This window comes from Streptomyces sp. NPDC002306 (genome assembly GCF_053593435.1).
The window spans coordinates 825,845-852,448 of sequence record NZ_JBSFCK010000001.1 but is presented as its reverse complement, the minus strand read 5'-3'; the positions used below and the strand labels follow the sequence as shown (position 1 = coordinate 852,448).

25 protein-coding genes are annotated in these 26,604 nt (G+C 72.4%); 6 read left to right on the top strand and 19 right to left on the bottom strand.

What is annotated here, in order from left to right; translation table 11 throughout:
• Positions 1-28: 28 nt before the first annotated feature.
• From ACWCQK_RS03665 to ACWCQK_RS03600, 14 genes are all read right to left on the bottom strand, one after another.
• Positions 29-811, bottom strand: a complete 783-nt coding sequence (locus ACWCQK_RS03665) for a phosphoadenylyl-sulfate reductase (RefSeq protein ID WP_451151445.1) — start codon at positions 809-811, stop codon at positions 29-31.
• On the bottom strand, positions 808-990 hold the full coding sequence (locus ACWCQK_RS03660; RefSeq protein WP_451151443.1) for a hypothetical protein: 183 nt from the start codon (positions 988-990) through the stop codon (positions 808-810). The genes ACWCQK_RS03665 and ACWCQK_RS03660 overlap by 4 nt, the downstream gene beginning before the upstream one ends.
• A 28-nt stretch (positions 991-1,018) precedes the next feature.
• The gene (locus tag ACWCQK_RS03655; RefSeq protein WP_451151441.1) at positions 1,019-2,716 is read right to left on the bottom strand and encodes a nitrite/sulfite reductase; all 1,698 of its coding nucleotides are present in this window, start codon (positions 2,714-2,716) and stop codon (positions 1,019-1,021) included.
• Positions 2,717-2,843: 127 nt separating this feature from the next.
• Entirely contained in the window at positions 2,844-2,927 is an 84-nt protein-coding gene (locus tag ACWCQK_RS03650) for a putative leader peptide (RefSeq protein ID WP_309500612.1), read from the bottom strand.
• Between the two features lie 127 nt (positions 2,928-3,054).
• The gene (locus ACWCQK_RS03645; protein ID WP_451151439.1) at positions 3,055-3,627 is read right to left on the bottom strand and encodes a GNAT family N-acetyltransferase; all 573 of its coding nucleotides are present in this window, start codon (positions 3,625-3,627) and stop codon (positions 3,055-3,057) included.
• A gap of 17 nt (positions 3,628-3,644) precedes the next feature.
• A complete protein-coding gene (locus ACWCQK_RS03640) occupies positions 3,645-4,937 on the bottom strand; it encodes a hypothetical protein (RefSeq protein WP_451151437.1) in 1,293 nt (430 codons plus the stop codon).
• A 177-nt stretch (positions 4,938-5,114) separates the two neighbouring features.
• Positions 5,115-6,404: a GAF domain-containing protein gene (locus ACWCQK_RS03635; RefSeq protein ID WP_451151435.1), complete on the bottom strand. Its 1,290-nt coding sequence runs from the start codon at positions 6,402-6,404 to the stop codon at positions 5,115-5,117.
• A 314-nt stretch (positions 6,405-6,718) separates the two neighbouring features.
• Positions 6,719-8,353 carry an acyl-CoA dehydrogenase family protein gene (locus ACWCQK_RS03630; protein WP_451151433.1) on the bottom strand — a complete coding sequence of 545 codons (1,635 nt, stop codon included), beginning with the start codon at positions 8,351-8,353 and terminating at the stop codon, positions 6,719-6,721.
• Between the two features lie 77 nt (positions 8,354-8,430).
• Positions 8,431-9,405, bottom strand: a complete 975-nt coding sequence (gene sbnA, locus ACWCQK_RS03625; protein WP_451151431.1) for a 2,3-diaminopropionate biosynthesis protein SbnA — start codon at positions 9,403-9,405, stop codon at positions 8,431-8,433.
• Between the two features lie 34 nt (positions 9,406-9,439).
• Positions 9,440-10,483: a 2,3-diaminopropionate biosynthesis protein SbnB gene (gene sbnB / locus ACWCQK_RS03620; RefSeq protein WP_451151429.1), complete on the bottom strand. Its 1,044-nt coding sequence runs from the start codon at positions 10,481-10,483 to the stop codon at positions 9,440-9,442.
• Entirely contained in the window at positions 10,480-11,481 is a 1,002-nt protein-coding gene (locus tag ACWCQK_RS03615) for a TauD/TfdA family dioxygenase (RefSeq protein ID WP_451151427.1), read from the bottom strand. Before ACWCQK_RS03615 ends, sbnB begins: the two co-directional genes overlap by 4 nt.
• A 198-nt stretch (positions 11,482-11,679) precedes the next feature.
• Positions 11,680-13,947: a non-ribosomal peptide synthetase gene (locus ACWCQK_RS03610; RefSeq protein ID WP_451151425.1), complete on the bottom strand. Its 2,268-nt coding sequence runs from the start codon at positions 13,945-13,947 to the stop codon at positions 11,680-11,682.
• A 21-nt stretch (positions 13,948-13,968) separates the two neighbouring features.
• Positions 13,969-16,416, bottom strand: a complete 2,448-nt coding sequence (locus ACWCQK_RS03605; protein WP_451151423.1) for a Pls/PosA family non-ribosomal peptide synthetase — start codon at positions 16,414-16,416, stop codon at positions 13,969-13,971.
• Entirely contained in the window at positions 16,413-17,678 is a 1,266-nt protein-coding gene (locus ACWCQK_RS03600) for a heparan-alpha-glucosaminide N-acetyltransferase domain-containing protein (RefSeq protein ID WP_451151421.1), read from the bottom strand. Before ACWCQK_RS03600 ends, ACWCQK_RS03605 begins: the two co-directional genes overlap by 4 nt.
• Positions 17,679-18,365: 687 nt before the next feature.
• On the opposite strand from ACWCQK_RS03600, the gene ACWCQK_RS03595 reads away from it, so the two are divergent.
• Both ACWCQK_RS03595 and ACWCQK_RS03590 read left to right on the top strand, forming a co-directional pair.
• Entirely contained in the window at positions 18,366-19,547 is a 1,182-nt protein-coding gene (locus tag ACWCQK_RS03595) for a YihY/virulence factor BrkB family protein (RefSeq protein WP_451151419.1), read from the top strand.
• 236 nt (positions 19,548-19,783) lie between these two features.
• Positions 19,784-20,464 carry a helix-turn-helix domain-containing protein gene (locus ACWCQK_RS03590; protein ID WP_451151800.1) on the top strand — a complete coding sequence of 227 codons (681 nt, stop codon included), beginning with the start codon at positions 19,784-19,786 and terminating at the stop codon, positions 20,462-20,464.
• Here ACWCQK_RS03590 and ACWCQK_RS03585 read toward each other — a convergent pair.
• Both ACWCQK_RS03585 and ACWCQK_RS03580 read right to left on the bottom strand, forming a co-directional pair.
• On the bottom strand, positions 20,453-20,848 hold the full coding sequence (locus ACWCQK_RS03585; RefSeq protein WP_451151417.1) for a VOC family protein: 396 nt from the start codon (positions 20,846-20,848) through the stop codon (positions 20,453-20,455). The genes ACWCQK_RS03590 and ACWCQK_RS03585 overlap by 12 nt on opposite strands.
• A gap of 56 nt (positions 20,849-20,904) precedes the next feature.
• Positions 20,905-21,543 carry a VOC family protein gene (locus ACWCQK_RS03580; RefSeq protein WP_451151415.1) on the bottom strand — a complete coding sequence of 213 codons (639 nt, stop codon included), beginning with the start codon at positions 21,541-21,543 and terminating at the stop codon, positions 20,905-20,907.
• 73 nt (positions 21,544-21,616) lie between these two features.
• On the opposite strand from ACWCQK_RS03580, the gene ACWCQK_RS03575 reads away from it, so the two are divergent.
• The 3 genes from ACWCQK_RS03575 (at position 21,617) to ACWCQK_RS03565 (ending at position 23,560) form a co-directional block, all read left to right on the top strand.
• Positions 21,617-22,276 (top strand): ThuA domain-containing protein, encoded by a 660-nt coding sequence (locus ACWCQK_RS03575; protein ID WP_451151413.1) that lies wholly within the window; start codon positions 21,617-21,619, stop codon positions 22,274-22,276.
• A gap of 160 nt (positions 22,277-22,436) precedes the next feature.
• Positions 22,437-23,300, top strand: coding sequence for an isocitrate lyase/PEP mutase family protein (locus tag ACWCQK_RS03570; protein ID WP_451151411.1), 864 nt, complete (start codon positions 22,437-22,439; stop codon positions 23,298-23,300).
• Positions 23,297-23,560 carry a hypothetical protein gene (locus ACWCQK_RS03565; protein ID WP_451151409.1) on the top strand — a complete coding sequence of 88 codons (264 nt, stop codon included), beginning with the start codon at positions 23,297-23,299 and terminating at the stop codon, positions 23,558-23,560. Before ACWCQK_RS03570 ends, ACWCQK_RS03565 begins: the two co-directional genes overlap by 4 nt.
• Before the next feature lie 119 nt (positions 23,561-23,679).
• On the opposite strand, the gene ACWCQK_RS03560 is transcribed toward ACWCQK_RS03565, so the two are convergent.
• Both ACWCQK_RS03560 and ACWCQK_RS03555 read right to left on the bottom strand, forming a co-directional pair.
• Positions 23,680-23,871, bottom strand: coding sequence for a hypothetical protein (locus tag ACWCQK_RS03560; RefSeq protein WP_451151407.1), 192 nt, complete (start codon positions 23,869-23,871; stop codon positions 23,680-23,682).
• A 314-nt stretch (positions 23,872-24,185) separates the two neighbouring features.
• Entirely contained in the window at positions 24,186-24,407 is a 222-nt protein-coding gene (locus ACWCQK_RS03555; RefSeq protein WP_385773712.1) for a hypothetical protein, read from the bottom strand.
• Between the two features lie 335 nt (positions 24,408-24,742).
• Here ACWCQK_RS03555 and ACWCQK_RS03550 point away from each other — a divergent pair, with 335 nt between their 5' ends.
• Positions 24,743-25,438 carry a hypothetical protein gene (locus ACWCQK_RS03550; protein WP_451151404.1) on the top strand — a complete coding sequence of 232 codons (696 nt, stop codon included), beginning with the start codon at positions 24,743-24,745 and terminating at the stop codon, positions 25,436-25,438.
• A gap of 22 nt (positions 25,439-25,460) precedes the next feature.
• Here the strand turns inward: ACWCQK_RS03550 and ACWCQK_RS03545 are convergent, their stop codons facing one another.
• Positions 25,461-26,474: a hydroxyacid dehydrogenase gene (locus ACWCQK_RS03545; protein WP_451151402.1), complete on the bottom strand. Its 1,014-nt coding sequence runs from the start codon at positions 26,472-26,474 to the stop codon at positions 25,461-25,463.
• Between the last annotated feature and the right edge of the window lie 130 nt (positions 26,475-26,604).

Below are 26,604 nucleotides of genomic sequence, written 5' to 3'. Positions count from 1 at the left end.
TGTGTCTCCTGGATCTGTGTCATGGGGGTCAGCCGTGCAGCCCGCACTCGGTCTTGGCGCGTCCGGCCCAGCGGCCGGCGCGTGCGTCCTCGCCCTCCAGGACGCGACGGGTGCAGGGGGCGCAGCCGACGGAGGCGTAGCCGTCCATCAGCAACGGGTTGGTCAGGACGCCGTGTTCGGCGACGTACGCGTCGACGTCGGCCTGGGTCCAGCGGGCGATGGGGGAGACCTTGACCTTTTGCCGCTTCTCGTCCCAGCCGACGACCGGGGTGTCCGCCCGGGTCGGGGACTCGTCACGGCGCAGGCCGGTCGCCCAGGCCTGGTAGTCCGTCAGTCCCTCTTCCAGGGGCTGGACCTTACGGAGCTTGCAGCACAGGTCCGGGTCGCGTTCGTGCAGCCGGGGACCGTACTCGGCGTCCTGCTCGGCGACCGTCTGCCGCGGGGTGAGCGTGATGACCTCGACGTCCATCACGGCCTCGACCGCGTCGCGGGTGCCGATGGTCTCCGGGAAGTGGTAGCCGGTGTCGAGGAACACCACGGCCACCCCCTTACGGGCGCGGGACGCGAGGTGCGCGACCACCGCGTCCTCCATCGAGGAGGTCACGCAGAAGCGGCTGCCGAAGGTGTCCACGGCCCATCGGAGGATCTCCGGCGCGGAGGCGTCCTCCAGGTCGCGGCCCGCCCGCTCGGCGAGGGACTTCAGCTCCTCGGCCGTACGGTCTTCCCGCGTGTCCCGCGTGTCCCGCGTGTCCCGCGTGTCCCGCGTGTCCTGCGGGTGCTTCGTGTGCTGGGTGTCCTGAGTGGCCGTCATATCTGGTCGTCCCCTCCGGCGTTGGAGTCGCGAAGTCCGCGGGCCAGCAGCCCGAGGAACTTCAGCTGGAATGCGCGGTTGCAGGCCGCGCATTCCCAGGCGCCGTGGCCCTGCTCGCTCGGGCGCAGGTCCTCGTCGCCGCAGTAGGGGCAGTAGAAGGGGGCCGCGCGCTCGCTCATGAGGTCCTCTCCGTCTCGCTCGCCGCGGTCACGACAGCGACTCCTCGCCGGCGCGGGCGGCCCAGGTCGCGAACCGCTCGCCCTCCTCGCGTTCGGCCTGGAACCGCTTGAGCACGCGCTCCACGTAGTCCGGCAGCTCCGCCGAGGTGACCTTCAGGCCACGGACCTTGCGGCCGAACCCGGCCTCCAGGCCGAGCGCGCCGCCCAGGTGCACCTGGAAGCCCTCCACCTGCTCGCCGTCGGCGTCCACGACGAGCTGGCCCTTGAGACCGATGTCTGCCACCTGGATGCGGGCGCAGGCGTTCGGGCAGCCGTTGATGTTGATGGTGATCGGCTCGTCGAACTCGGGCATACGGCGCTCCAGTTCGTCGATGAGGGAGGCGCCGCGCGCCTTGGTCTCGACGATGGCGAGCTTGCAGTACTCGATGCCCGTGCAGGCCATGGTGCCGCGCCGGAACGGGGTGGGCCGGGCGGTCAGGTCCAGCGCCTCCAGGGCCTCGACCAGTGAGTCGACCCGCGTCTCCTCGACATCGAGGACGACCATCTTCTGCTCGACGGTGGTGCGCACCCGGCCCGAGCCGTGCGCCTCGGCGACCTCGGCGATCTTCGTCAGCGTCGCGCCGTCCACCCGGCCGACCCGCGGCGCGAAACCGACGTAGAAACGGCCGTCCTTCTGCCGGTGCACGCCGACGTGGTCGCGCCAGCGGGCGACCGGCTGGTCGGGGGCGGGGCCGTCGACGAGCTTGCGCTCGAGGTACTCGTCCTCCAGCACCTGGCGGAACTTCTCCACGCCCCAGTCCGCGAGCAGGAACTTCAGCCGGGCCCGGGTGCGCAGCCGCCGGTAGCCGTAGTCGCGGAAGATCGAGATGACGCCCTCGAAGACGTCCGGGACCTCGTCCAGCGGGACCCAGGCGCCCAGGCGCTGGCCGATCTTCGGGTTGGTGGACAGCCCGCCGCCGACCCACACGTCGAAGCCGGGACCGTGCTCGGGGTGGTCGACGCCGACGAAGGCGATGTCGTTGATCTCGTGGGCCACGTCGAGGAGCGGTGAGCCGGAGATCGCGGACTTGAACTTGCGGGGCAGGTTCGAGAAGTCCGGGTTGCCGATGATCCGGCGGTGGATCTCGTCGACGGCCGGGGTGCCGTCGATGATCTCGTCCGCCGCGATACCGGCGACGGGCGAGCCGAGGATGACGCGGGGTGTGTCACCGCAGGCCTCGGTGGTGGACAGGCCGACCGCCTCCAGGCGGTTCCAGATCTCGGGCACGTCCTCGATCCGGATCCAGTGGTACTGGACGTTCTGCCGGTCGGTGAGGTCGGCGGTACCGCGGGCGAACTCCTGCGAGATCTCGCCGATCACCCGAAGCTGCCGGGTGCTCAGCCGGCCGCCGTCGATCCGGACGCGCAGCATGAAGTACTTGTCGTCCAGCTCCTCCGGCTCCAGGATCGCGGTCTTGCCGCCGTCGATCCCGGGCTTGCGCTGGGTGTACAGCCCCCACCAGCGCATCCGGCCGCGCAGGTCGTTCGGGTCGATCGAGTCGAACCCGCGCTTGGAGTAGATCGTCTCAATGCGTGTCCGCACATTGAGACCGTCGTCGTCCTTCTTGAACTGCTCGTTTCCGTTGAGCGGGGTGAAGTGACCAGCGGCCCACTGACCCTCACCGCGGTGACGGCTCACCTTGCGGCGGGGCGCTGCGGCAGCAGGATTCTCCGGGGTGGCGGCCATGGTTCTACGTCCTTCGGGACAGGCGGAAAGCGGCTCTGACCTGTGCGTACGGGCGCACGGAAACGGGCTGTGCGCGGCTCGGCGCAGGGGGAGAACCAGTACGGGAAAGCGGCGGTGCTGAGACTCGTCAGCCCGCCGGACAGATGGCGCTGGACATGCGGCCGAGGTCGACGTGCCGCCGACTCACCAAGGCGATTCCAGTTCCAGACATGACGGAAGCGTGTCACGGCGATCTGAACGCAGTCCAGCTTCGTCCGTCATGTGGACACCCTGGTCCCACATGTCGGAACGGGGGTGTCTTCGGTCACATGACGTGCACGCCGCCTTGTCAGCGCAGGTCAGGCGGGGTAGGCGTCCGGCCAGGGACCCGGTGCGGCGACCTGCGGCTTTTCCTCGACCTTCGTGTCGAACAGCTTGAAGCCCCGGCGCAGGTAGTTGTCCATCGCGTGCTCGCCGTCCAGGCTGCACGTGTGCAGCCACACCCGCTTGGTCTGCGGCAGCCCCGGCCGGCGCTCCGCGAGGTCCCAGGCGCGGGCCGCGCCGTACGCCAGCAGGTGCCCGCCGATCCGGCGTCCGCGGAAGGCCGGGATCAGCCCGAAGTAGGCGATCTCCACGACCCCGTCGTCCTGCGGCTCCAGCTCCACGTACCCCGCCGGTGTACCCCGGTCGTAGGCGATCCAGGTCTCGACGCCCGGCCGGTCCAGGTGCTCCTGCCACCGCGCGTACGGCCAGCCGAGCCGGTCGATCCAGCGGATGTCCCCGCCCACCGACGCGTACAGATAGCGGCTCAGCTCGGGCGAGGGGATCTCGGCGCGCACGATCCGGACGTCACCCTCGGGCGCGGCGGCCGGCAGGACGTCGGTCGGCGCGGTCTGCTCCAGGGACCAGGTGGTCACGGCGATGTTGGTCATGCCGGACAGGGAATCATCTAGTCCAGAGATCTGTCGATCGAGGCCAGCGGCAGTGCGAACAGCGTCCGCGCCGACTGGGACCAGACCTCGCCGGTCTCCTGCCAGTACGAGAGCGACTCCGTCCGCGGGCTCCAGCAGCGGCGCTTGCCCTCGGATCCGCACTTCGTGGCCTGGGCTCCGTCGGTGTCCTGCCGCCACAGACCGCCGGGTCCGTCCCCGTCGGAGGGCGCGCGGCTGACGTACCAGTGCGCCCCGTACGACAGCACGCCCCGGACCTCGGAGGTCCTCGTCGTGTACGCCTCGGCGGCTTCCGCGCCGCCCGAGACGTCGGTGGCGAGGAGTCCGGTGCGGCCGGGGGAGGTGTCGAACGAGTAGCGCCACAGGCGGGCGCGCCGGTCGCCGCCGTCGAGGGTCCACTCGCCGGCGACCAGGCTGTCCGGAGTCGTACTGCGGTCCAGGGAGATGGCGGCGGGACGCGGGGCGCCGTCGGCGCCGGTCAACCGGTAGGAGCCGACGGCCGGCAGCACGTACCGGTCGCCGTGGGCCGACCAGCCGCCGGTCACCCGGCCGATCGCCTCGGCGTCCACCGTGGCGCGCTGGACGCGGTTCATGTCGTAGACGTACAGCGCGGCACTGTCGCGGTCGCCGGTGGTGACCAGCAGCTTGTCCTGGTACCAGACCATGCCGGACACGGGGGAGACGAGCCCGCGGTAGTCGCGGCCGCCGTCGACCGGGACGGCGAGGAGCGCCCAGGTGTAGCTGAGGTGGTCCAGGTCGTTGGCGTCCACGAAGGCGACCCGGGCCAGGCCCCGGTCGGCCGCCGAGCCGCCCCGGCCGGACCAGCCGGAGAGGATCACGCGGTTCGGGCCCCAGCGGCCGTCGTCGTCCGCGTCACCGGAGGTGGTGACCGCGCCGGGCCGCCACGCGGCGGTGTCCGCGGCGTTCCAGCAGTAGGCGCGGGTGGCCGTCGGTTCGACGGGCAGTGCCCGCTTCTCGGCGGAGGTGCAGTCGGCCGTGCCGCGCAGGGTGTGGTCGGCCCCGGCGAGTACGGCGCCGACCCCGACGGGCCGCCCCATCTCCGCGGCGAGCCGGTCCAGGTCGGCCGGCGGCACCAGGTTCTCCGTCAGCCGCAGCCGGGCCGTCTCGGCGGACGAGGTGAGCGGCTTCAGCGCGCCGGGATCGTCGGCGACCGTGGCCTGCGAGGCGCTGATCATGGTCGCGGCGGCGGTCAGGGCCAGCGCCGTACCGGCCAGGAACGCGCGCGCCGCTTGGCCCCGCCTGCGTCGGCGGTGTCTGCCACGTTGCTTCATCCGACCTCCCGAGGCGAGCCAACTGCGCCTGATGATCAGTACGTTGACCGAGGAGCAGGTGGGGTGGCCCGTATCAGGGATGCTACGGCAGGTGGGCACCGTCGGGGACGAAGACCCCGCAAATATGCGGAAGATGCCACCGGGTGAGTCACTTACGGTAGGCCGGTCGGCGTGCGCCTACGGCCGGGCGGCCGACGCCCGCGTCCGCGCCACCGCCGGCGCGGTGGAGTGAGGGAGCAGGTCGCGGGGGTCGTCCGGCAGCAGCACCTCGACGTCCGCGTCATCGCAGAAACGATACGGCTGGTGTTCCAGCAGCCCCCCGAGGTACCTCCGCATCCGCGACACCTCGGCCCGCACCGTCACCGTACGTCCCGGGTCGCCGAACATGTCCCCGGCCAGGCCCGCCGCACTGCGGCCCGAGCGGTGGACGGCCAGCAGATAGAGCAGTTCGGCGTGCCGGGGGCTCAGTTCACGGCTCCAGGAACCCGCGCCGCCCGACACCGTCACCGACCAGTTGCGCGACCGCCCCAGGTCCAGCACGACCCGGGTGGCCGCCCTCGGCAGCGGCTCGTCGGCCGCCCGCACCAGCCAGCCGCCGGCCAGCGGCTCCACCGAGCACAGGCCGATCTCCGGCAGCCACCGGCGGCTCGCCGACAGCGACTTGGGCAGCGCGATCCGGTTCGTGTACGGCATTCCGGTCACGGCCGCGGTCCAGCCGTCCTGGTCCACCACCACCGCCCGCCCCCCGAGCCGCGCGAGCACCGGCGCCGCCACCGCGCGCAGCCGCTCCAGCGAGCCCTGGTGCAACTCCCGCAGCCGGGCCTCGGCGAGCTTGGCCACCGAGTCGACCCACGAGAGCGTGGCCGGATGCATCGTCTCCAGCGGGCCGCTGACATCCACCACCCCGAGCAGCCGGCCGTCGCGAGGGTCGGTGATCGGCGCGCCCGAACAGGTCCAGGAGACGAGACTGCGCGCGAAGTGCTCCGCGGCGAACACCTGGACGGGACGGCGCACCACCGCCGGAGTGCCCACTCCGTTGGTACCGACGGCGTCCTCGCTCCAGTCCGCGCCGGGTTCGAACCCGAGCCCGTCGGCCTTGCGCAGCACCGGCGCGCAGCCCTCCCGCCACAGCACCCGGCCCCCGGGGTCGGCGATCACCATGATGTGGTGGGCGGCGTCCGCCACCTGGAGCAGCCCCTCACGCAGCACCGGCAGGACGTGCCGCAGCGGGGAGTCCGCACGGCGCCGCAGGACCTCGTCCGGGGCGAGCAGCCCTGACCGGAACGTGTGCTCGGGATCCACGCCACCGCGCAGCACCCGCTCCCAGGACTGCTCGATCACCGGGCGCGGGGCGATCCGCGCGGGCCGGCCGGCGAGCGTGGCGTCGCGTACGTCGCTGAGCAACCGGGCCGCCTGCGCCGCGTCGGCAGGGGTGGATCGCGGCACGTTCTTCGGCGACTTCGCCACTGGGGCCTCCCGGGACGGTCCTGCGACGACCGGAGAAGTCAAGCCCCGCGGCCGACGGTTTCCGGTCCTGTTCCGCCGGTTCGGGCGGCGCCTTCCATACTGCCGCCCACCGATGTCGGAGGGGCACAGTCCGGACACAGAAACCGTCGAGTTGCAACCCCTTGCAACCCTGGTGGACATCCGACGGGGTGGCTGAAACTTGAGCAACGCCGTCCCGAGCGGCGTTCCTGGCCTCGCAGGGCCAACTTCGCGGGGGTGGTGCCGTGTCGGCGCAGCACCACCCCCGCGTGGTCACCCCGGGGGGCCCGTAACCCTCAGGACACCGGCCGGGCCCGCTCCACGACCGACGCCAGATCCAGCGTGGGCGGCAGGGTCCCGAAGGCCGCGCCCCAGTCGCCGCCCAGCCGGGAGGCGCAGAACGCGTCCGCCACCTCGGGTGTCGCGTACCGCACGAGCAGCGCGCCCTGGAGCACCAGCGCCAGCCGTTCGGCCAGCCGCCGGGCCCGCCCCTCGATGCCCTCCAGATCGGCGAGTTCGGTCAGCAGGTCCTTGATCGCCCGGTCCAGCCGGTGGTCGGCGCCACGCGCCCGCCCCACCTCCTGGAGGTAGGCGTTCAACGCCTGCGGCTCGCGGCGCAGCGCCCGCAGCACATCCAGCGCCTGGACGTTGCCCGCGCCCTCCCAGACCGAGTTCAGCGGCGACTCGCGCACCAGCCGGGGCAGGCCCGACTCCTCGACGTACCCGTTGCCGCCCAGGCACTCGGCGGCCTCCACCGCCACCGGCGCGCACCGCTTGGTCACCCAGTACTTGGCCGCCGGCACCGCGATCCGCAGCAGCGCCCGCTCCTGCTCGCCGCCGTCGTCGTAGGCGGCCGCGAGACGCAGCGCGAGGACCGTCGCCGCCTCCGACTCCAGCGCCAGGTCGGCCAGCACGTTGCGCATCAGCGGCTTGTCGAGGAGCCGGCCGCCGAACGCCTCCCGGTAGGCGCAGTGGTGCACCGCCTGCGCCACGGCCTGCCGCATCAGACCCGCCGAACCCAGCACACAGTCCAGCCGGGTCGCCGCGACCATCTCGATGATGGTGCGCACCCCGCGGCCCTCCTCGCCGACCCGGCGCGCCCAGGTCCCGTCGAACTCCACCTCGGACGAGGCGTTCGACCGGTTGCCCAGCTTGTCCTTGAGGCGCTGGAGCCGGAACACGTTGCGTGAGCCGTCCTCCAGCACCCGCGGCACGAGAAGACAGGTGAGGCCCTCCGGGGCCTGCGCCAGTACCAGGAAGCCGTCCGACATCGGCGCCGAGCAGAACCACTTGTGCCCGGTCAGCGCATACGTCCCGGACTGCGCGAGCGGCACCGCGGCCGTCGCGTTGGCCCGCACGTCGCTGCCGCCCTGCTTCTCCGTCATGCCCATCCCGAACAGCGCCCCGGCCTTGAGACGGGCCGGCCGCAGCTCACGGTCGTAGACGGTGGACGTCAGCCGCGGCTCCCACTCGGCGGCGAGTTCCGGGTCGTGCCGCAGGGCCGGCACCGCCGCGTGGGTCATCGACAGCGGGCAGCCGTTGCCGGCCTCCACCTGCGTCCACACCAGGAAGCCGGCCGCCCGCCTGACATGCCCGCCCGGCCGGACCCACGCCCCGGTCAGGCCCGCCGCGACACCCTTGCCCAGCAGCCGGTGCCAGGCCGGATGGAAGTCGACCTCGTCGATCCGGTCGCCGTAGCGGTCGTGCGTGCGCAGCCTCGGCGGCTGCTCGTTGGCCTGCGCCCCCCACTCCTGCACCTGAGCCGACCCGGCGGCCCGACCCAGCGCCACGAGTTCGTCGCGCGCCTCGTCGAGCACCGCCGGGTCGACGTGCCGTTCGACCGCCTCCGCCAGCGCCCGGTCGGCGGAGTAGACGTCGTATCCGGTCAGGGGCGGGGGCTGGTTGGTCACGGTGTGCGTACTGCCTGCCATGCCCCGGAACCTACCCCGAGCCGGGACGGTGATGACCACGCCGACGCGGCGGGCGGCGCCGGGTCGGTCCGGCCGGGTCAGCCCAGCGGGGAGAGGGCCGTCTCCAGGGGGTCCTCCGTCAGCACCTCCTCGGGCCAGCCGGGGCGGTAGACCGTGTCGAGATAGCGTTCGCCGAGGTCCGGGGCGACGGCGACCGCGGTGAGGCCGGGCCGGCCGTGGTGCGTCAGCCACTGGTCGGCGCCGCTGACGACCGTGCCGGTGGAGCCGCCGAACAGGAACCCCCGTCCGGCGAGGCGGCGGCAGGTGCGGACCGTGTCCGGCTCCTCGACGCGGACCACGTCGTCGACGTAGGACGGGTCGAGCAGGGGCGGCGGCACGCTCGTGCCCAGACCCGGGATCATCCGGCGGCCCGGCGGGTCGCCGAACGTCACCGAGCCGACGCTGTCGACGGCGACCACCCGCACCCGGCGCCGCCACTGCCAGAACCAGCGGGCGCAGCCCATCAGCGTCCCGGTCGTTCCGGCTCCCACGAACAGCACGTCCAGATGCGGGAACTGCCGGGCGATCGCGGGCGCCGTGGTGCGGTAGTGCGACCGCCAGTTGCCCGGGTTGGAGTACTGGTTGAGCCACACGTACCGCTCGTCCGATGCGCACACCGCCCGCACGTACGAGATCCGGGCGCCCAGGAAACCGCCGACCGGATCGGGTTCGCGCACGATGTGCACCCGGCTGCCGAGCGACTCCATCAGCCGGATGGTCGGCTGGTTGCAGCGTGTGTCGGTCACGCACAGGAACCCGTAGCCCCGGCTCGCCGCGATCATGCTGAGCGCCACGCCCAGGTTCCCGGACGACGACTCGACCAGGACCGAGCCCGGCCGCAGGCTGCCGTCGCGCTCGGCGGCGTCCACCATCTCGCGAGCGGCCTTCAGTTTGATGGATCCGGCGAAGTTGAAGCCCTCGCACTTGAGGAAGAGCGGCAGCCCCAGCGCGGCCCGCAGGTCGACGTAGAGCTGTTCCTCGTTGAACTCCGAGGGATCGGAGATGATGGGCATGGTGTCCCCCTGTTCCCGCTGCATGCCCCGCCGGTCATCCGTGCCGGCGCAGTTCGTGGAAGAAGTTGTCGACGACGTGCAGTGCGCCCCGCCGGGCCACCTCGTCGTGGACGTATCTGCCGACCGCGAGGTCGAGGACGCCCAGTCCGAACGGCGAGAACACCACCGTCCGGTCCGACGGGACCGACGCCTGTCCGGTCAGCACGTCGTGCAGGGTCCCGTCGAGGAAGTCCCTGTTCCCCGTGACCTGTTCGACGAGATGCGGTGAGGTGTCCGCCTTCAGGCAGTGTTCGACGTCGTCGACGAAGTTCGCCGACGCGAGCAGGATCCGGGGATCCAGGTCGCGCAGCGACACGTTGAGCACCAGCGGATGGTGCGCGAACCAGGTGAGGTCGTGGACGTGCGGCCGGGCGGCGACGGTGGCGAAGACCAGCAGGTCGCTCGACCGGACCAGCGACTCCGCGCTGTCGTGCACCGTGATCCGGCCCTTGGCCCCCGATCTCTCCAGATAGCCGCGGAATCCGGCCGCGCTGTCCGCGGACAGGTCGTGCACGCCCGTCTCCTCGAACTCCCACCCGGTGGCCGTCAGATGGGTGTGGATGTAGCGCGCGATCAGACCGGTGCCGATGAACCCGACCCGGGCCGGACGCGTCCGGGATCTGCTCAGCCGGTCCGCGGCCAGCACCGCCGAGGACGCCGTCCGCGTGGCGCTGATGACCGAACTCTCCAGACAGGCGAACGGATATCCCGTGTCGTGGTCGTTGAGGATCAGCACCGCCGAGGCCCGCGGCAGGCCCGAGGCCGTGTTCTCCGGGAAGCTGGAGATCCACTTCAGGCCGTCCACCCGCAGCGGACCGCCCAGCGAGGCGGGCAGCGCGATGATCCGCGCCGACGGCCGGTCCGGGAAGCGCAGGAAGTACGACGGCGGGTTCACCGACTCGCCCTCGCCGTGCAGCCGGTAGACCGCCTCGACGAGTTCGGCGACCTCCCGCTCCCGTCCGCGCAGGGCCTGCTGGACCTGTTCCCCGGAGATGACCGCGAACGGCGGTGCGTCCATGCGTGCCGGTGTCGTCGTCATACCGTCCCCTCCGTTCCGGGAGTGCGGCCGGCCGGCCGCACCGGGTCGCCGAGCGCGGCGAGCACTTCACGTGGACCGGTGAAGGGTTCTCTGCCGTGTGCCGTACGGACGTTGTCGACGAGCAGCAGATCGCCGGAGCGCCACGGCTCGCGCAGGGTGTGCGCCTCGTACGCCTCGTTGATGCACTTCACGACGTCCTCACCGATCGGATCACCGCCGCCGAACCGGGTGCTGAAGGGCAGCCCGTCCGGGCCGTAGACGTCGATCAGGTACTCGCGCACCTCGGGGTCCATGGTCCACTCGCTCAGGAACGCGATCTGGTTGAACCAGCAGCGCCCGCCGTCGACCGGATGCCGGAGCACGGCGCCGCGCCGCTGCCGCGTGCGCAGGGAGCCGTCGTCCTGCCAGGCGTACTCGATGGCGTGCGCGCGGCAGTAGCGCTCGACCGCGGCACGGTCGTCGGTGCCGAACGCCTCGGCGACCGACGCGCCCAGCTCGTCGTGGTAGGTCCGGGTCAGCGTCCAGCCCTCCTTCTCGAACCGGTCGGTCAGTTCGGCGGGCAGCGCCGCCAGGACCGCGGCGGCGTCGGCGAGCACGGTCGCGCCGCCCTCGGCCGGCGCCTCCGGGCAGGCGAACAGCAGCAGGCTGGGGAATTCGAGGGCGTAGCTCATCTCGTGGTGCATGCACATCTGCTGGCTCGGCGGCCACTTGGTGGAGGAGTACACGCCGTCGGCGTACGTCCGGCGGGGCGCGAACGGCTCCCGGTCCGGCATCAGGGTGTCCGTCAGCCGTCGGAAGACGGCCGCGCAGAGGTCCGGATCGCCCAGGCCGAGTCCGCGCACCAGGACACGGCCGTGCCCGGCGACGACCGTCCGCAACGCGTCGCGGTGCGCGCCCGCCCAGGCGACGGGGTCGCCGCCGGGATCGGCGTGCAGGAGCGGCGGACTGCCGGGGACCAGGACGAGGTCCGGTAGGAGGGTCGGAGACGAATGGGCCATCTCGGTGTTCCTTTCGGTGGTGCGGATGAGCTGTGGTGCTGGGTGAGGAGGGACAGGTGAGGAGGGACAGGGCGAGAGAGGACGGATCGACGGAGGACCGGTGAGGTGGGACGGGTCGAGGAGGGCGGCGGTTCGTGGAGAGCGGCTCGCGGAGGGCGAACCGGCGGCGGGGCGCGGGAGTCGATGGTCTTCGGGGTCTCAGGCCGGCGGTTCCAGCAGGACCGCCAGGTCCGCGAGGACCGGGTGGCTGGTGACGTCCTTGAGCGTGATCGCGCGATCGAGGGCGATCGCCAGCCGTACGGCGGCCAGCGAGGTGCCGCCGCGGTCGAAAAAGTGGTCCAGGCGGCCGATCCGGTCGGCCGGGATGCCGAGCACCTTCGACCAGGCGGCGGCCATCCGGTGCTCGCCCGGCGTGTCCGGCGCGCCCTCGACCGCCCCGAGCCGCTCCGCGAGCGAGCCCAGGGTTCTGCGGTCGATCTTGCCGTTCGCCGTCAACGGCAGCCGCTCACGCCAGTGGACGACCGACGGGACCATGTAGGCGGGCAGCGAGGCGGCCAGCCGCTCCCGCACGGCCCGCGCCTCGACCGGCTCCGACCCGGTGCAGAACGCCACCAGCCGTGTGCCCCGTACGACGACCACCGCACCGTCCCGGACACCGGGCACCCGCAGCAGCGCGTTCTCGATCTCACCGAGCTCGATCCGGAAGCCGCTCACCTTCACCTGGCTGTCGCGCCGCCCCAGGAACTCCAGCTTCCCGTCCGGCAGCCAGCGCCCGTGGTCACCGCTGCGGTACAGCCGCTCGCCCGGGCGGTACGGGTCGTCGGTGAACGCGGCCGCGGTGCGCTCCGGGTCGTTGACGTACCCGCGTCCGACGCACACGCCAGAGAACACGATCTCACCGGGCGCCCCCAGCGGCACGGGCGACAGGTTTCCGTCGACGACGTACACGCGCACGTTCGCGATGGGCGGCCCCAGCGGCACCCGCTCCCGCTCCGGTACGCCGTGCATGACCTCGTGGTTGGTGTCGTCCGACGTCTCCGTCAGCCCGTACGCGTTCACCAGCCGGATCCCGGGCCGGGCCGCGAACCAGCGCTGCACCAGCTCCTTCTTGACGGCCTCCCCGGTGACCGACACACAGCGCAGATCGGGCAGTTCGCGGGGCCGCCGCTCCAACTCCGCCAGCACCGCGTCGAGATACGACGGCACGACCTGGAGCACCTCGACGCCGCCGCGCTCGACGGTGTCCACGAACAGGGCCACGTCCAGGATCGTGTCCTGCCCGACCAGCAGCGTCCGCCCACCGGCCAACGGCCCGGCCAGCAGCTGCCAGAGCGAGATGTCGAAACACTGCGGCGCGGTCTGCGCCACCGTCGTGCCCGGGCCGATCCCCAGGTCGTCGACCTTGGCGAGGATGTGGTTGAGGAAGCCCGCGTGCTCGCACATCGCGCCCTTGGGCTCGCCGGTGGAGCCGGACGTGAAGTAGATGTAGGCGAGTTGACCGGCGGAGACGTCCACACCCAGGGCGGTGTCGGCGTGGCCCTCGGCCCACGCGGTGTCGACCAGGAGGGTGGGGGCGTCGACCGCGGCCTTGTCGAGGGTGACCGTGCTGCCCCGCTCGCTGACGACGAGCCGGCAGTCGGCGCGGGAGAGGACGGCGGTGATCCGCTCGGCCGGGAAGTGCGGTTCGACGGGCAGATACACCCCGCCCGCCTTCAGCACCCCGAGGACGGCCGCCATCCATTCCAGGTCGCGTTCCATGACGACGGCGACCACGTCCTCCGGACGCAGGCCCCGGGCGAGCAGCGCCCGGCCGATCCGGTTGGCGCGGGAGTCGAGCTCCCGGTACGTCCAGTGCCGTTCGCCCTCGACGGCGGCGATCGCGTCCGGGTGCAGCGCCACCCGCTCCTCGAAGAGCTCGTGCACCCGGCGGTCCGGGAGCGCGCGGTACGGGCCCGCCATCCCGTCGAGCTGCGTGCGCTGTTCGTCCCCGGACAGCAGGCTCTGCCGGTCGTGGTCGGCGTCGGGGTCGGCGGCGATCAGGCCGAGGGCGGTGAGGTGGTAGCCGGCGACGCGGGCGGCGGCCGGGGCGTCCAGGACGTCGGTGCGGTAGCGCAGCCGCAGCCTGCCGTCGCGCATGCTCACATGCAGCACGGTGTCGTCGTCGGGTGTGTGGTCGCCGTACGGATCGAGTACCGTCTCGGCCTCCGGATCGCCGCCCGCTGCCGCGCCGTCCATCAGGGTCCGCCATGCGCCGGGTCCGGCGAACAGCCGGTGCGCGACCGGCTGTTCACCCCGTGCCGGGACCAGGCCGGTCGTCACCTCGCGCTCGCCGGACAGCGTGGCGAGCACCTTGGCGTGCGCGGCGAGCAGTGCGCGACCGGATACCGGCAGGTTCTCCGGCAGGGGTACCTCGTGGGTCGCCGTGCCCGGCACCGGGGCGGTCGTCCACCTGGGGATCGTGTCCATCGTTCCTTTTCCTCCGTGTCGTCAGGCGCGGCGCAGGGCCACCGCGGGATTGCCGCCCCAGTGCGCGCGCGGCGGTACCTCCTCGCCCTTCATCAGGAAGGAGTCGGCGGCGAGCATGGCGCCGTCGCCCAGCGCGACGCCGTAGTGCACGAGCGCGCCGGTGCCGAGGGTGCTGCCGGCGCCGATCGTGATGTGCTCGGACTTGAAGGTGCCGTCCTCCTGGGAGTGCGACTGCACCTTGCTGTGGGCGCCGAGCGTGCAGTCGTCGCCGATGGAGGTCAGCGTGCGCTCGGTGATGTAGCAGCCGTCGTCGAAGACCCGGCGGCCGAGCCGGACGCCCAGCAGCCGCCAGACGACGTTCTTGAACGGCGTGCCGTTGAACACGGCGAGGTGGTGGTCCGGCACCTTCCACAGCCGCTCGTGCCACCAGAAGTACGGGTCGTAGATCGAGCACAGCCGCGGCTCCAGCGGCCGGAACCGGCCGATCACCCGCTCCACCAGCGCCCAGTAGCCGGTGGTGAACATCAGCGCCAGGATCATGGCGGCGCCGATCAGCAGGCCGCCCGCCTCGTCGTAGACGCCGGACAGGTCGACGGCGGCGAAGCCGAGCACGGTGAGCAGACACCAGTGCAGCCACCGCAGGAACAGGAACAGCCCCATCGAGCGCAGGTTGTAACGGTTCTTCGCGGCCAGCCGGCGGCGCAGTTCGGAGCCCTCGCGGAAGTGGTCGAAGCGGGTGTCGCGCTCCACGGTGCGCGGGATCTCGAAGCTCGGTGAGCCGAGCAGTCCGACGCCCTCGCGGATCTCGCCGTCGAGCGGGACCATCACCTTCGTCGCCAGCAGGCAGTTGGCGCCGGTACGGCCGCCCGCCGGGTAGGCGATGTGGTTGCCGAGGAAGTTGTGCGGCCCGATGACGGCGTGCGAGACCCGGAAGGACGTGGCGGAGAAGTCGGCGTTCACGACCGACAGCCCGTCGGCGACCATCGTGCCGCTGCCGACGGTGACCAGGTGCGGCGTCTCGTGCACCACCTCCGAACCGAAGTTGGAGCCGGTCTGTTCGACGTGCGACAGGTCGTAGCCGATGGCCCGCAGGTAGCCCACGATGTACGAGCTGTCGCCGAACAGCCAGGTGAAGAACCGGACGTTGGACATCCGGGCGATCGCGCGCTGCACGGAGTAGTGCAGGCCGTAGAGCGGATAGGTGCGGTCGGGGCGCAGCAGCGGGCTCAGCAGGCGGGGCACCAGGGACACGGCGGCGAAGCCGAGGACCACGAAGCCCACGAAGAGGGCCAGGGACAGGCCGAGGGCCTCCCCGTAGAAGCGGGCCGTGCCCAGGTCCTGGGTGTCGGGGTCGATCAGCCGGTCGAGCGCGGGCACCAGCGGCAACAGCAGGTACGTTCCGCCGACCGCGACGGGGACGTACACGAGGAGCAGCTGGAGCAGCCCGGCGAGGCCGTAGAGGACCCGGCTCCCCCTGCGGACGGTCGCGGCGGGTACGCGGACGTAGTCCACGTCCGTGGGCTGGGCGGGCGAGCCGTGCCGGTGCTCGCCGGCCGGGACGTCGACCCCGCCGTAGAGCGCGGAGGCGTGGCCGAGCTGGGCGCCGTCGCCCATCGAGGTGCCGATGTCCAGGACGGTCTTCTCACCGACGTACACGTCGCGGCCGAGGGTGACCGGGCCGGTGCGGATGCGGCCGGCGTGCGCCTGGTAGCAGAGGAAGGAGGAGTCCTTGCGGATCACCGTGCCGGAGCCGACGGTCAGCAGGTCGGTGCAGACCGGTAGGGCGTGGGAGAGGATGGTGACGCCCTTGCCGATCCGCGCGCCCAGGGCCCGCAGATAGAGGACGTACAGCGGGCTGCCGGCGAACAGGACCATCGGGTTGGCGTGCAGCAGCGACTTGACGGTCCAGAAGCGGACGTAGGCGAGGCTCCAGACCGGGAACTCGGTCTCCTTCCACCGGCCGACGAGCACCCACTTGGCCAGCACCGGCACCGTGCACATGCCGGCGAACACCGCACCGCCGAAGGTCACCGAGCGCAGGTAGACCCCGGCCACGGAGTCGGCGTCGGAGACCCAGGTGTAGCCGCGGGCGCTGACGAGACCGACGATGAGGCAGTACGCCGCGAAGACGACGAACTGGATCGCGCCGCACAGCAGATAGCGGCCGGTGCTGCCGGGCAGCGGTGCGGGTGCCTCGACGGGGGCGGCGGTGTCGGCCGGGGCGTCGGCGAGGGCGGCGGCCAGGCTGCGGATCGTCGGATGGCCGTAGACGTCCCGCATGGACACCGCGGGCAGGTCGGAGTGTTTTCTGACCCGGGCGCAGAAGTGCGCCATGACCAGTGAGTTGGCGCCTAGGTCGTCGAAGAAGTGGCTGTCGACGGGGACGTGATCTCTGCGGACGACCCCGGCCAGGACCTCGGCCAGGACGTTCTCGTCGACGGTGGCCCGGACGGTGCTGGGCTTGCTCACCACATGTGCTCCTTGTTGCTGCTTGCCTGATGCCGGTCGGGGACCGGTGGAGTGACCGCCGCACGCGCCCGCCGGGCCGCCGCGGCGACCACGGTCTCCAGCGGCCCCCGACCGCGGGCCTGGCGCCATACGACGGCGAAGAGCGGGGCGCCCGTGGCCAGCGCCGCGTACAGCAGGCCGGGCGAGTCGCCCAGCACGCCCGTGGCGAGGACGAGTACGTGGGCGCTGTAGAGAGTGAGGGGCATGCTGCCCGCCGCCGTGAGCGGCGCGAGCAGCCGTGCGACCGGGGCGGACCGGGTCAGCAGCAGGACCGCGCCGAGCAGGGCCGCCGCCGAGCCGAGGGTGTGCAGCATGTCGAACGGTGAGGTGGAGTGCGGGGCGCGGGAGAGGAGCGACCACCAGGTGGCGCCGTCGGGCGCGTCCCACAGCACCTCGTCGCGCGCCTGGTGCCAGGGGATGCCCGAGAACTCGGCCTGCCACAGGTGCCGCAGTCCGCCCAGGCGCAGCAGCCATACGGTGGCGGCCAGCCAGGCGGTGGCCGCCAGCGCCAGTCCGCCGGCCAGCAGCCGGGCCGCGACGCGCCGCGAGGTGAGGTCCAGCCGCCCGACGGCGAGCCCCGCGCAGACGTACGCCATCCAGGCGAGCACCGGATAGTTGCCGTACACGAGCAGGTGGGAGAGCAGGCCGAGCGGGTCGGTGCACAGGTCCACGAGCGTCGGGTCGCCGGCGAAGTCCGGCCGCGGCAGCGTCCCGCCCAGTCCCAGTACGGCGACCGGGCCCGTCACCGCCAGGGCGAGGGAGAGCGCGAGCAGGGTGCGCGGGGGCAGGCCGAGCAGGGGTTGGGCGAGCAGGAACATCAGGGCGTAGCAGGCGAGGATCACGTCCACGTCGAGGTCGGCGGCCCGGGAGACGAAGCCGAGCAGCAGTCCGGTCAGCCCGACGACCGCCGCGCGCGCCGCGACGGCGGCGCGGGCGCCCCGGGCGGCCGGGCCGGTCACCGGGCGCGGGCCCCCCGTGGTGAACGCGAGGCCCACTCCCGCCAGCAGCGCGAAGGCCGCCGACGACCGGCCGCCCGCGATGGTCCAGGCCCAGGTGGGCGAGCCGTCGTCCCCGAACGCGCCGAAGACGTGGACCGCGAACATGCCGAGCAGGGCGAGTCCCCGGGCGGTGTCGACCCCGGCGATCCGCGGCGCGGCGGAGCGTCGGCCGTCGGCCGGGAGGGGCGACGGCGCGACAGGCGTCAACGGATGCGGTACCGGCATGGTGATTTCTCCGGAGCGGAATATGGCGGAAATGGCGCCGGCCGTCCACGGTGGCGCGAGAATTCGGGGCACCGGACATAGGTGTGCCCCAGGGATGTTCGAGTGGTAATCGTTCGCAAAGCATGTTCGGGAAATATGTTCGATAACTATCTGGAGTGGCCGCGTGAAACAGGTCGTGCGTGAAATGGCGTGGTGCAGCACGGCATGACCCACGTGGTGTCACGTGGGTCACGGGTAACGCGGCTGAATCGGGCCCTGGTCAGAGACCCCACTTGTCCCCCGTGTCGTGTGCGCCGAGCCGTCCTCGGAGCGCGCAACGAATGCAATGAGAATTCTTTCGAGCCACTTAGAACGGGTCAAGGCCGTTTCAGTCATTGGCGATTTCGCATCGGCCATCCATTCGCCCGCCGGGTCGCGCGGATGGGTCGTATATCGCTCCCACCGGGAAAATCGCTGGGCAGGCGGGGCGGTCGCCGTGGCCGGCTTCGGTCGGTGCCGGGGTGCAAAATCAGCCATCGCGGACATGACAGAAAAATGGTTCGATTCCACCTGGGGTATCTGGTGGGTTGCCCATCAATTTCTGCCGCATTGCGCTGCGTGAGGGAGGGGAGCGACACCACGGGCGTCGCCGGTCCGACCGTCACACCAGAGGTGAGTGCGGCCTCGCGCGGCGGATACCTTTAGGACGTGCAGCCAGTAAGCCAGTCTCCCGAGCAACCCGAGAGCCCGTCCGGGCGTTTCCACCGGGCGCGTGCCCTCTACCGGAACGTCTCCAAGCGCAGGACGGCCTGGCTGCTTCTGAAGGACACCGTCAACTCCTGCATCGAGTACCGCATCCTCGGCCTCGCGGCCGAAGCGGCGTTCTTCTCGCTGCTGTCCGTCCCGCCGCTGCTGCTGAGCCTCATCGGTCTGCTGGGCTACGTCGACGACTGGACCGGCACCGACAGCATCAGCAGCCTGGAGAGCAACATCCTCGAGGCCTCGCGCACGGTGCTGTCCGACAAGGGCGTCACGGAGATCGCCCAGCCGATCCTGGACGACGTCATGAAGGGCGGCCGCCCCGACGTCATCTCCATCGGCTTCCTGTTCGCCCTCTGGTCCGGCTCCCGGGCGGTGAACGTCTTCATCGACACCATCACCGTCATGTACGGCCTCGACGGCGTCCGGGGGATCGTCAAGACCCGCCTGATGGCCTTCCTGCTCTTCATCGTGGCGCTGCTGATCGGCTCGGTCGCGCTGCCGCTCATGGTCGCGGGCCCGGACGCGGTGGTGCGGATCGTGCCCTGGTCCACCACGGTGGTGCAGATCCTCTACTGGCCCGTGGTGATCGTCCTGTCCATCGCCTTCCTGACGACGCTCTACCACGTGTCCGTGCCGGTGCGCTCCCCGTGGATCGAGGACGTGCCGGGGGCCCTGGTGGCGCTCGCGATGTGGGTGCTCGGCAGCTCACTGCTGCGGATCTACCTCCAGAGCACCATCGAGGGCGCGACGATCTACGGCTCCCTCGCCGCCGCCGTCGCCGTCCTGCTGTGGATCGGTGTGTCCGCGTTCGCCGTGCTCGTCGGGGCCGCGGTCAACGCCGCGATCGACCGCGTCTGGCCGGCGGCCGCGACCGCCGCCGCCCGCGCGGCCAACGAACGGCTGCGGGGGGAGGTGGCCGCGGAGTACGTCGCCCGTCTGACGGCCGCACGGGCCTACGACGACGAGGTCTACGACGATCCCGACGACCCGGACATGCCGTCCGAGTTCCCCGAGCGCTGGTCCCGCTTCCTGCCCCCGGAGGACGTGACGGGACGCCTGCGCGCCCACGCGAAGAGCACCCCGAAGGGCAACGGCGCGAACACGGAGGAACCTCCCCCGCAGAAGTGACGCGGGAGCCGCCCACACCCGCCCGACGACCCGGCACGGCTCCGCCGGACGGCGGACCGGCCACGGTGGCACGCCGGCCTCTTCAGCGGCACGGTGGCCCCGTCGGGCTCGCCACGGTGGCGTGGGCGCGGTGGCACCAGGCCTCGCCGCTCCCGGTGAGCGGCTCACCGCCCGTGCGCGCCACCGCCCCGCTCACGGCGGGACCGCGCACCCACGGGCGGCGTAGCCTGGCCCACGTGTACGTGGAGCGGCCCGGACAGCTGAGCGGCGCGGTGGTGTGGACGAACACCCCGTCGGCGCCGGGCGCGCGCCCCGTGCTGCCCGACGGCTGCATGGACCTGCTGTGGACCGAGGGCCGGCTGCTGGTCGCAGGCCCCGACACCCGGCCGTACGTCCCCGAAGGCGCCCCCGCGCGCTGGGCCGGTGTCCGCTTCCGCCCCGGCACCGCGCCCGCCCTGCTCGGCGTCCCCGCGCACGAACTGCGCGACCGGCGGGTGGAGCTGGCCGACCTGTGGCCGGCCACGGCGGTACGGCGCCTGCGCGCGCGGGTCGACGCGGCGGCCGACCCACCGGCCGCACTGGACGAGATCGCGTCGGAGCTGGCGGCGGCCACGGACCCGCCCGACCCGCTGCTGGCCCGGCTGGTCGCCGCCCTGGACGCGGGCCGCCCGGTCGCCGCGACCGCCGACGAACTCGGCCTCGGCGCACGCCAGCTGCACCGCAGGTCACTGGCCGCCTTCGGCTACGGGCCCAAGACGCTGGCCCGCGTCCTGCGCCTGCAACGGGCCCTCGCCCTGGCCCGCGACGACGTCCCCCAGGCGGAGACCGCGTCCCGGGCCGGATACGCCGACCAGGCCCATCTGGCCCGTAACGTGAGGGAGTTGACGGGCATGACGTTGGGCGAGCTACTGCGCTAGCGGTGCGAAGAGGTCGACGCCGTTGCCGTCCGGGTCGAGCACGACGGCGTACCGCTGTCCCCAGTCTGCGTCCCACGGCTTCAGTTCGCCGTGATACCCGGCGCCCACCAGCTCCTCGAACACGGCGTCGACCTCGCCCGGTTCGTCGCAGCGCAGCGCCAGCGAGGCACGGCCCCCGCCGGACGGCGCCCGCCACCGAGGGTGGAAGGAACGGACGGTGTCCTCCGTGTCGAGCAGCAGCCGCAGCCCGCCCGGCAGTTCGGCCTCGGTGTGCGGCTCCCGCTCGGCCCCCTCGGGGAACGCGAAGCCGAGCCGGCGGTAGAAGGCGACGGAGGCGGGCAGGTCGGCGACGACCAGCCCGATGGCATCGAATCGTGGACTCATGGGACCACCGTAGGCAGCGACCGGGCCGCCGGTCTTGAACGAAACGGACGCGCCCCTCAGCCGAAGGTCACCGGCCCCCTGGGCGTGCGTACCGTGAACGAGATCCCGACCGGCCCCTGCGAGAGGGGGAGTTCCGTACCGAGGGCGGCGAGCAGCGGCCGGATCCCGTCCGGATCCGGCGTCGTCGCGGACAAGGCCAGCAGGGGAGCGAGGGGCAGGCCCGACGCCGAGGGATGGACCGAGGCACCCCAGTCGATGAGGAACGGCACCAGGCCCGAGGGATGCGCCGAGGCCCCGTCGGTCAGGCGCCACTCCAGCAGCGTGCCGTCGGGCCGGCGGCGGCTCATGGAGCGCACCGCACCCGGGTCGTAGCCGCGGGCCCGCGCGGCGGCGACCGCCGCGTCCAGGTCGGGCGGCCCGATCGCCCAGGTGACCGTCCGCGGGGCGGCCAGGCCGTCGACACCGAAGGGCCGCGGACCTGACGGCGCGGACTGCTCCGGGTCCGGCCCGATGATCTCCAGGTAGCCGGAGCCGCCCAGTCCGACCAGATGGTTGCGGGTGCCGAGCCCGACATGCGCCCCGCCGGGAGCGGGCGTCACACCGGTACGCCGGGTGAACTCGGCGACGGTCGCCGCCAGATCGGGCGTCGCGAGCACGAGGTGGTCCAGCAACGGGACACGGACGTCGGCATCCATCACGCCGGAGCCTACGCCTCCCGTGGGACGACGCCCGGGACGTCGCGGGCCGGCCCGCATAGGGTCGGTCGCCATGACCACGCTGCCACGCCTGCTCGTGTACACGCGCACCACGGACTACCACCACGACTCCATCCCCGACGCCGTCGCCGCCGTACGCGCCTTCGGCGGGTTCGAGACCGACCACACCGAGGACCCCGCCGCCCTCGAACGGCCCCTGGACGCCTACGCGGCCGTCGTCTTCCTCTCCACCAGCGGCGAGGTGCTGACCCCGGCCGGCCGTGAGCGGCTGGCCCAGTACGTCGAGGCGGGCGGCGGGTTCGCGGGCGTGCACGCGGCGGCCTGCACCGAGTACGGCTGGCCCTACTACGGCGAACTGCTCGGCGCCCGCTTCGCCCGCCACCCCGAGTACCAGCCCGGCCGGGTCGTCGTCGAGGACCGTGAGCACCCCGCCACCCGACCGCTGCCCGCCGTCTGGGAGTTCACCGACGAGTGGTACGACTTCCGGACCAACCCGCGTGCCGGGGTACGGGTCCTGGCCCGCGCCGACGAGTCGTCGTACGCCGGGGGCGGCATGGGCGACGACCATCCACTGGTCTGGTGCCGGGAGCAGGGCCTGGGCCGCGTCTTCTACACGGCCCTCGGCCACTCCAGCGCCGCCTGGCTCGACCCGGACTTCCTGGCCCAGTTGCGTGGCGGGATCGCCTGGGCGGCCCGGTTGGCGGACGCGTGACGTTTCTCCGGTGAACCGCTTGCGCCGATGGGGTGAGCGAAGTCCGTCCGAGCGAAGCGTCCCGGCTCGCCATGGAGATCCTCTGGTCCTGGCACAGGGCGCCGTGTGACGACGACCCGCGCGGCGCGACGTGTTCAACCACCTTGGGAGGAAACGGACCTTGACGTACGGGAAGAAGCTGCGGGAGCGGATCGCCGGGCCGGGGACCACACCGCTGATCGGCGTGTACGACATGTACTCGGCGTCGATCGCGGCCGACCACTACGACGGGATGTTCGTCTCCGGCTTCGGCTTCGCGGCCTCGCACTACGGGCTGCCGGACATCGGATTCATCGCCTGGCCGGACATGATGGCGTTCGTCCAGCGGCTGCGGGGCGCGTTCCCGCGGCACCACCTGCTCGTGGACATCGACGACGGGTACGTCGACCCCGAGGTCGCCTGCCACGTGGTGGAGGGGCTGGAGCGGATCGGGGCCTCCGGGGTGATCCTGGAGGACCAGAAGCGGCCGCGCCGGTGCGGGCACGCCGACGGCAAGCAGGTCCTGCCGCTGCACGAGTACCTCGCCAAGCTGGAGATGGTGCTCGCGACCCGCCGGGACATGGTCGTGGTGGCCCGCACCGACGCCACGGACGAGCACGACATCCTGAACCGGGCCAAGACGCTGGCGGCCACGGACGCCGACGTGGTCCTGGTGGACGGCGTGCGCAGCGTCGAGTGGATCCGGCGGATCCGTGACGTGGTGGGGGACAAGCCGCTGCTGTTCAACCAGATCGCGGGCGGCAAGTCCCCGCGGCTTTCGCTGACGGAGCTCGCGGAACTCTCCGTCGACGTCGCGATCTACAGCACGCCGTGTCTGTTCGCGGCCCATGAGGCGATGCACTCCGCGCTCGCCGCCCTGAAGACGGCGGACGGCCGGCTGCCCGAGGTGGACTCCGCGAGCGGGGTCGGCGTACAGGCCGCCACCGAACTGCTGGAGCGCAACATCGCCCGGCTGCGGTCGGAGTCCGAGGGCGTGGGCGTGTGAGCCCTGCCGGTCCGCCGCGACTGCGCACGACCGCGGCACTGGCGGCGGCCCTGCCGGGCGTGGCGGCGGCGCCCGCCGCGGCCGGCGGCGCTCTGATCACCGTGATCGACAACTCCCACGCCGACTCGATCCTCGAGATCGACCGGGCCGCGAACGTCCAGCGGGGCAGCGGCGGCACCGCGGGCAGTGATCACGAGGCCGGCGCGGTCGGCATGGTGAGGGCGCTCATCGGGACCCAACGGCACGGGGACGAGGACTGACGTACTTGCGCGGGTGACGACGGCCGGGTACCGCACTCAGCGGGCCCGGCCGTTCCGTGTCCGGTGTGCGGGGGGCCGACACGCGGTGCGCGGCGGAAGGCCGCCGCTGTACGTCCGGGTCAGTGCTCGCGAAGATCCGGCCGCCCGGCCTCGTCGAGCTCGACGTCCTCGGGCTCGTCGACGGGGGCGGTGACGGAGATGCGGCCGTCGGTGTGACCGACGGCGGCCCGGGCGGTGCCGGTACTGGTGAGGGTGGTGAGAACGGCCGCCACGAGGGCGAACGCTGCGGTGACGCGCGGGGTGAGGTTCACATCCGGGAAGCGATCATGAACGGTCCGGGTCACGCGACGGTGGCCGGGGTGGCCACCGTCCGGAACTAGCCGGCCTTGCGCCGAGCCGCACCCCTGCTCGGGACGGACGCGGGCGCGTCCTCGAACAGGAAGGACTCGTCCTCTCCGAAGTCCGGGCTCTGGAAGGGGTTCGTCGCCGGGCGGGGCGAGGCCGCGACGGCAAGGCCGGGCGTCCCTTCCGGGGCGGAGAACAGCGAGGTCAGGTCTATGAGAGGTCTCCCAATCGGTACAGGGCCACGAAGGCGCCTGGCGTGCCGTGCGCGGGCACGACGGTTCTACAGCTTGCTCATCTTGCTGTACGGGCTCAAGATCCGCTGCTGCGCCGAACCGAAGTCCACGAGCACTGCGATCCCGTCCTCGATGCCGATGACCCGGCCGAGGCCGTACATGTCGTGGGTGACCTGGTCACCCACGGCGAAATGCCTCGGCGGCGGCGCGACCGGGGCCTTGAAGGGGCTGGTGGGCAGATATCGCTTCGGTGCAGCTGGCTTCGTCATTGACTCCAGTATGCGCCTACGCATGCCCGTCCGCTGCGGCCGTCCGCATTCGTTGCCCGACAGAGACAGGGCGGATGAGCCCCTGTTTGCGGGATCGCAGGAAGCGTAGGGCGTTGACCTGCGCTTTCCTTGGCGGCGATCCCAAAAGTTCACCATGTGCCGCGCGTCACGGTCTCTTGACCCCGACCGGGTTTCGGCGACACGGCCGCACAACTGCTCGCGCGCGTCGGCCTCGAAGGCGTGACCGTCACGCGCTCGGTTGACTTCGCCGGCGTCGAGGACGGGAACCCGGGCCCACGGGCTTGGCGGCGCGGCCGCTCGGGTATCACCGGCCCATGCGGGCCTGGGACGCGAGCTGGTGGGCGGGGCGCCGGGTGGATGCCCTGGTGCCAGGGGTGGTCCGGCGGGTGTCGGCGGGGCGCGGCGCGCAGCCGCGATGGCTTCCGCGCAGGGTGCTGACGGTGGTGTCGGCCGATCTCGATGTCGGTGTGGGCGCCGGGGCGGTCTGGTGGGTCCGGCGCCCCCGGTCGGCGCGGGCGCGGGAGCACACCGAGCTCCTGGAGTGGGACGGCGGGCGGTGGTGGCATCTGGGCGGCGGCAGCGGGCCGCTGGACGATCCGGTGGATCTCGACGTGATGGAGGTCCGTGCCGGTGCGGGAACGCTCAGCCGCACGCGCCGACGCGGCCCGCCACGCTCCTTCGGGACAGCCCCCTGGATCGCCTGCGCCACGATCCACCTCGGTCCGGACGTGGGCCACCTGCTCGTCGGAGACCGGCGGTTCGACCTGGTCGCGGACCGGCCGTTCGAGGCTTCTGAGCGGCGCGGACTCGTCGTCGCCTGGATGTCCCCGCCCGGCGGCCGGGGCGTCCGGCCGGTCGTCGTGGCCCTCGGCCGTGACGGCACCGAGCTCTCCCGGCTGGGCCCGCACGACAGCCTCGACACCCGCACCTGGGCACGGTTGCGCGCGGAAGGCGCGGAAGGCGAGGAAGCGAAGGAACGGGAGGAACGAGAGGGAGGCGAAGGGGTGTAGCCGGGTGTCGCGGCCGTGGTCGTCAGGCGACCCTGGCCAGGTCCGCGCGCCGTACCTCGTGGGCCAGGGGAAGCCCTGCGGCCAGGTGTTCCAGTTCCGCCACGACGATACGCCCGAGCCGCTCCCGTTCGTTGCCCAGCGAGCCCGCGATGTGCGGGGTGAGGAAGACGTTGGGGAGCCGGTAGAGCGGGGAGCCGGTGGGCAAGGGTTCGGGTTCGGTGACGTCCAGGATCGCGTGCAGCCGCCCCGAGACCAGTTCGTCGGTGAGGGCGTCGGGGTCGACCAGCGCGCCCCGGGCCGTGTTGATCAGTACGCCGCCGTCGCGGATCAGGGCGAGCCGGCCGCGGTCGAGCATGCGGTGGGTCTCGGGGATGTCGGGAGCGTGCAGGCTGACGATGTCGCTCCGGCGCAACAGGTCCTCCAGCGTGCGCGGTTCGGCACCGAGCGCGCGGGCTTCCGCGGGGTCGACGTAAGGGTCGTGGAGCAGTACCTCGAAGTCGAACGGACGGAGCAGCGCGAGCAGTCGGCGGCCGACGCGTGAGGCGCCGATGATCCCGATCCGGCGGCCGAGATTGCCGGTGGCCGCGGTCTCGGCGGGAGTGGGCGGGGCGTGGGTGGTCCGGAAGCGGTCCCGGTGGGCGAACGCGTCCTTGCCGGCGAGCAGGATCATCGCGAGCGTGTACTCCGCGACCGGCAGCGCGTTGCCGGTGACCGCGCTGGACACGGTGATCCCGCGGTCCCACAGGGCATCGTCGACCAGACCGCGCACGGAGCCGGCGGCGTGCAGCACCGTGCGCAGCCGGGGTGCGGCGGCCAGGGCGTCCGGGTCGAGGCGGGGGCAGCCCCAGCCGGAGATCAGTACCTCGGCGCCGGCGAGCGCCGGGGCGGTGACGGGGTCGGCGAAGTCCCGTACGACGAGGTCGGGGTCGATGTCGGCCGTCTGCCGGAGCCGGGCCAGGAGGGGCGCCGGGAAGAGCGCCGGAAGGTGCACCGGATCCATGGCGAACACGGCCCGGGGCGGTCGGGCGCGGGGCATGAGGCTCCTGAGGGGCGTAGAAACCGCTTTCGGAAAGCGTCTTCCACGGTAGGCGGGCGCAGACGAGCCGGTCAACCGGCCGGAAGGTACGGAGGCACGGGCGCACGGGCGCACGGAGGCACGGCGGACG

Bases quoted from the DNA above. Each gene is read 5' to 3' on its own strand.
- ACWCQK_RS03665 (WP_451151445.1), bottom strand. From the start codon at position 811: ATGACGGCCACTCAGGACACCCAGCACACGAAGCACCCGCAGGACACG.
- ACWCQK_RS03660 (WP_451151443.1), bottom strand. From the start codon at position 990: ATGAGCGAGCGCGCGGCCCCCTTCTACTGCCCCTACTGCGGCGACGAG.
- ACWCQK_RS03655 (WP_451151441.1), bottom strand. From the start codon at position 2,716: ATGGCCGCCACCCCGGAGAATCCTGCTGCCGCAGCGCCCCGCCGCAAG.
- ACWCQK_RS03650 (WP_309500612.1), bottom strand. From the start codon at position 2,927: ATGTCTGGAACTGGAATCGCCTTGGTGAGTCGGCGGCACGTCGACCTC.
- ACWCQK_RS03645 (WP_451151439.1), bottom strand. From the start codon at position 3,627: ATGACCAACATCGCCGTGACCACCTGGTCCCTGGAGCAGACCGCGCCG.
- ACWCQK_RS03640 (WP_451151437.1), bottom strand. From the start codon at position 4,937: ATGAAGCAACGTGGCAGACACCGCCGACGCAGGCGGGGCCAAGCGGCG.
- ACWCQK_RS03630 (WP_451151433.1), bottom strand. From the start codon at position 8,353: ATGGCAGGCAGTACGCACACCGTGACCAACCAGCCCCCGCCCCTGACC.
- sbnA (WP_451151431.1), bottom strand. From the start codon at position 9,405: ATGCCCATCATCTCCGATCCCTCGGAGTTCAACGAGGAACAGCTCTAC.
- sbnB (WP_451151429.1), bottom strand. From the start codon at position 10,483: ATGACGACGACACCGGCACGCATGGACGCACCGCCGTTCGCGGTCATC.
- ACWCQK_RS03615 (WP_451151427.1), bottom strand. From the start codon at position 11,481: ATGGCCCATTCGTCTCCGACCCTCCTACCGGACCTCGTCCTGGTCCCC.
- ACWCQK_RS03610 (WP_451151425.1), bottom strand. From the start codon at position 13,947: ATGGACACGATCCCCAGGTGGACGACCGCCCCGGTGCCGGGCACGGCG.
- ACWCQK_RS03600 (WP_451151421.1), bottom strand. From the start codon at position 17,678: ATGCCGGTACCGCATCCGTTGACGCCTGTCGCGCCGTCGCCCCTCCCG.
- ACWCQK_RS03585 (WP_451151417.1), bottom strand. From the start codon at position 20,848: ATGAGTCCACGATTCGATGCCATCGGGCTGGTCGTCGCCGACCTGCCC.
- ACWCQK_RS03580 (WP_451151415.1), bottom strand. From the start codon at position 21,543: ATGGATGCCGACGTCCGTGTCCCGTTGCTGGACCACCTCGTGCTCGCG.
- ACWCQK_RS03575 (WP_451151413.1), top strand. From the start codon at position 21,617: ATGACCACGCTGCCACGCCTGCTCGTGTACACGCGCACCACGGACTAC.
- ACWCQK_RS03555 (WP_385773712.1), bottom strand. From the start codon at position 24,407: ATGACGAAGCCAGCTGCACCGAAGCGATATCTGCCCACCAGCCCCTTC.
- ACWCQK_RS03550 (WP_451151404.1), top strand. From the start codon at position 24,743: ATGCGGGCCTGGGACGCGAGCTGGTGGGCGGGGCGCCGGGTGGATGCC.
- ACWCQK_RS03545 (WP_451151402.1), bottom strand. From the start codon at position 26,474: ATGCCCCGCGCCCGACCGCCCCGGGCCGTGTTCGCCATGGATCCGGTG.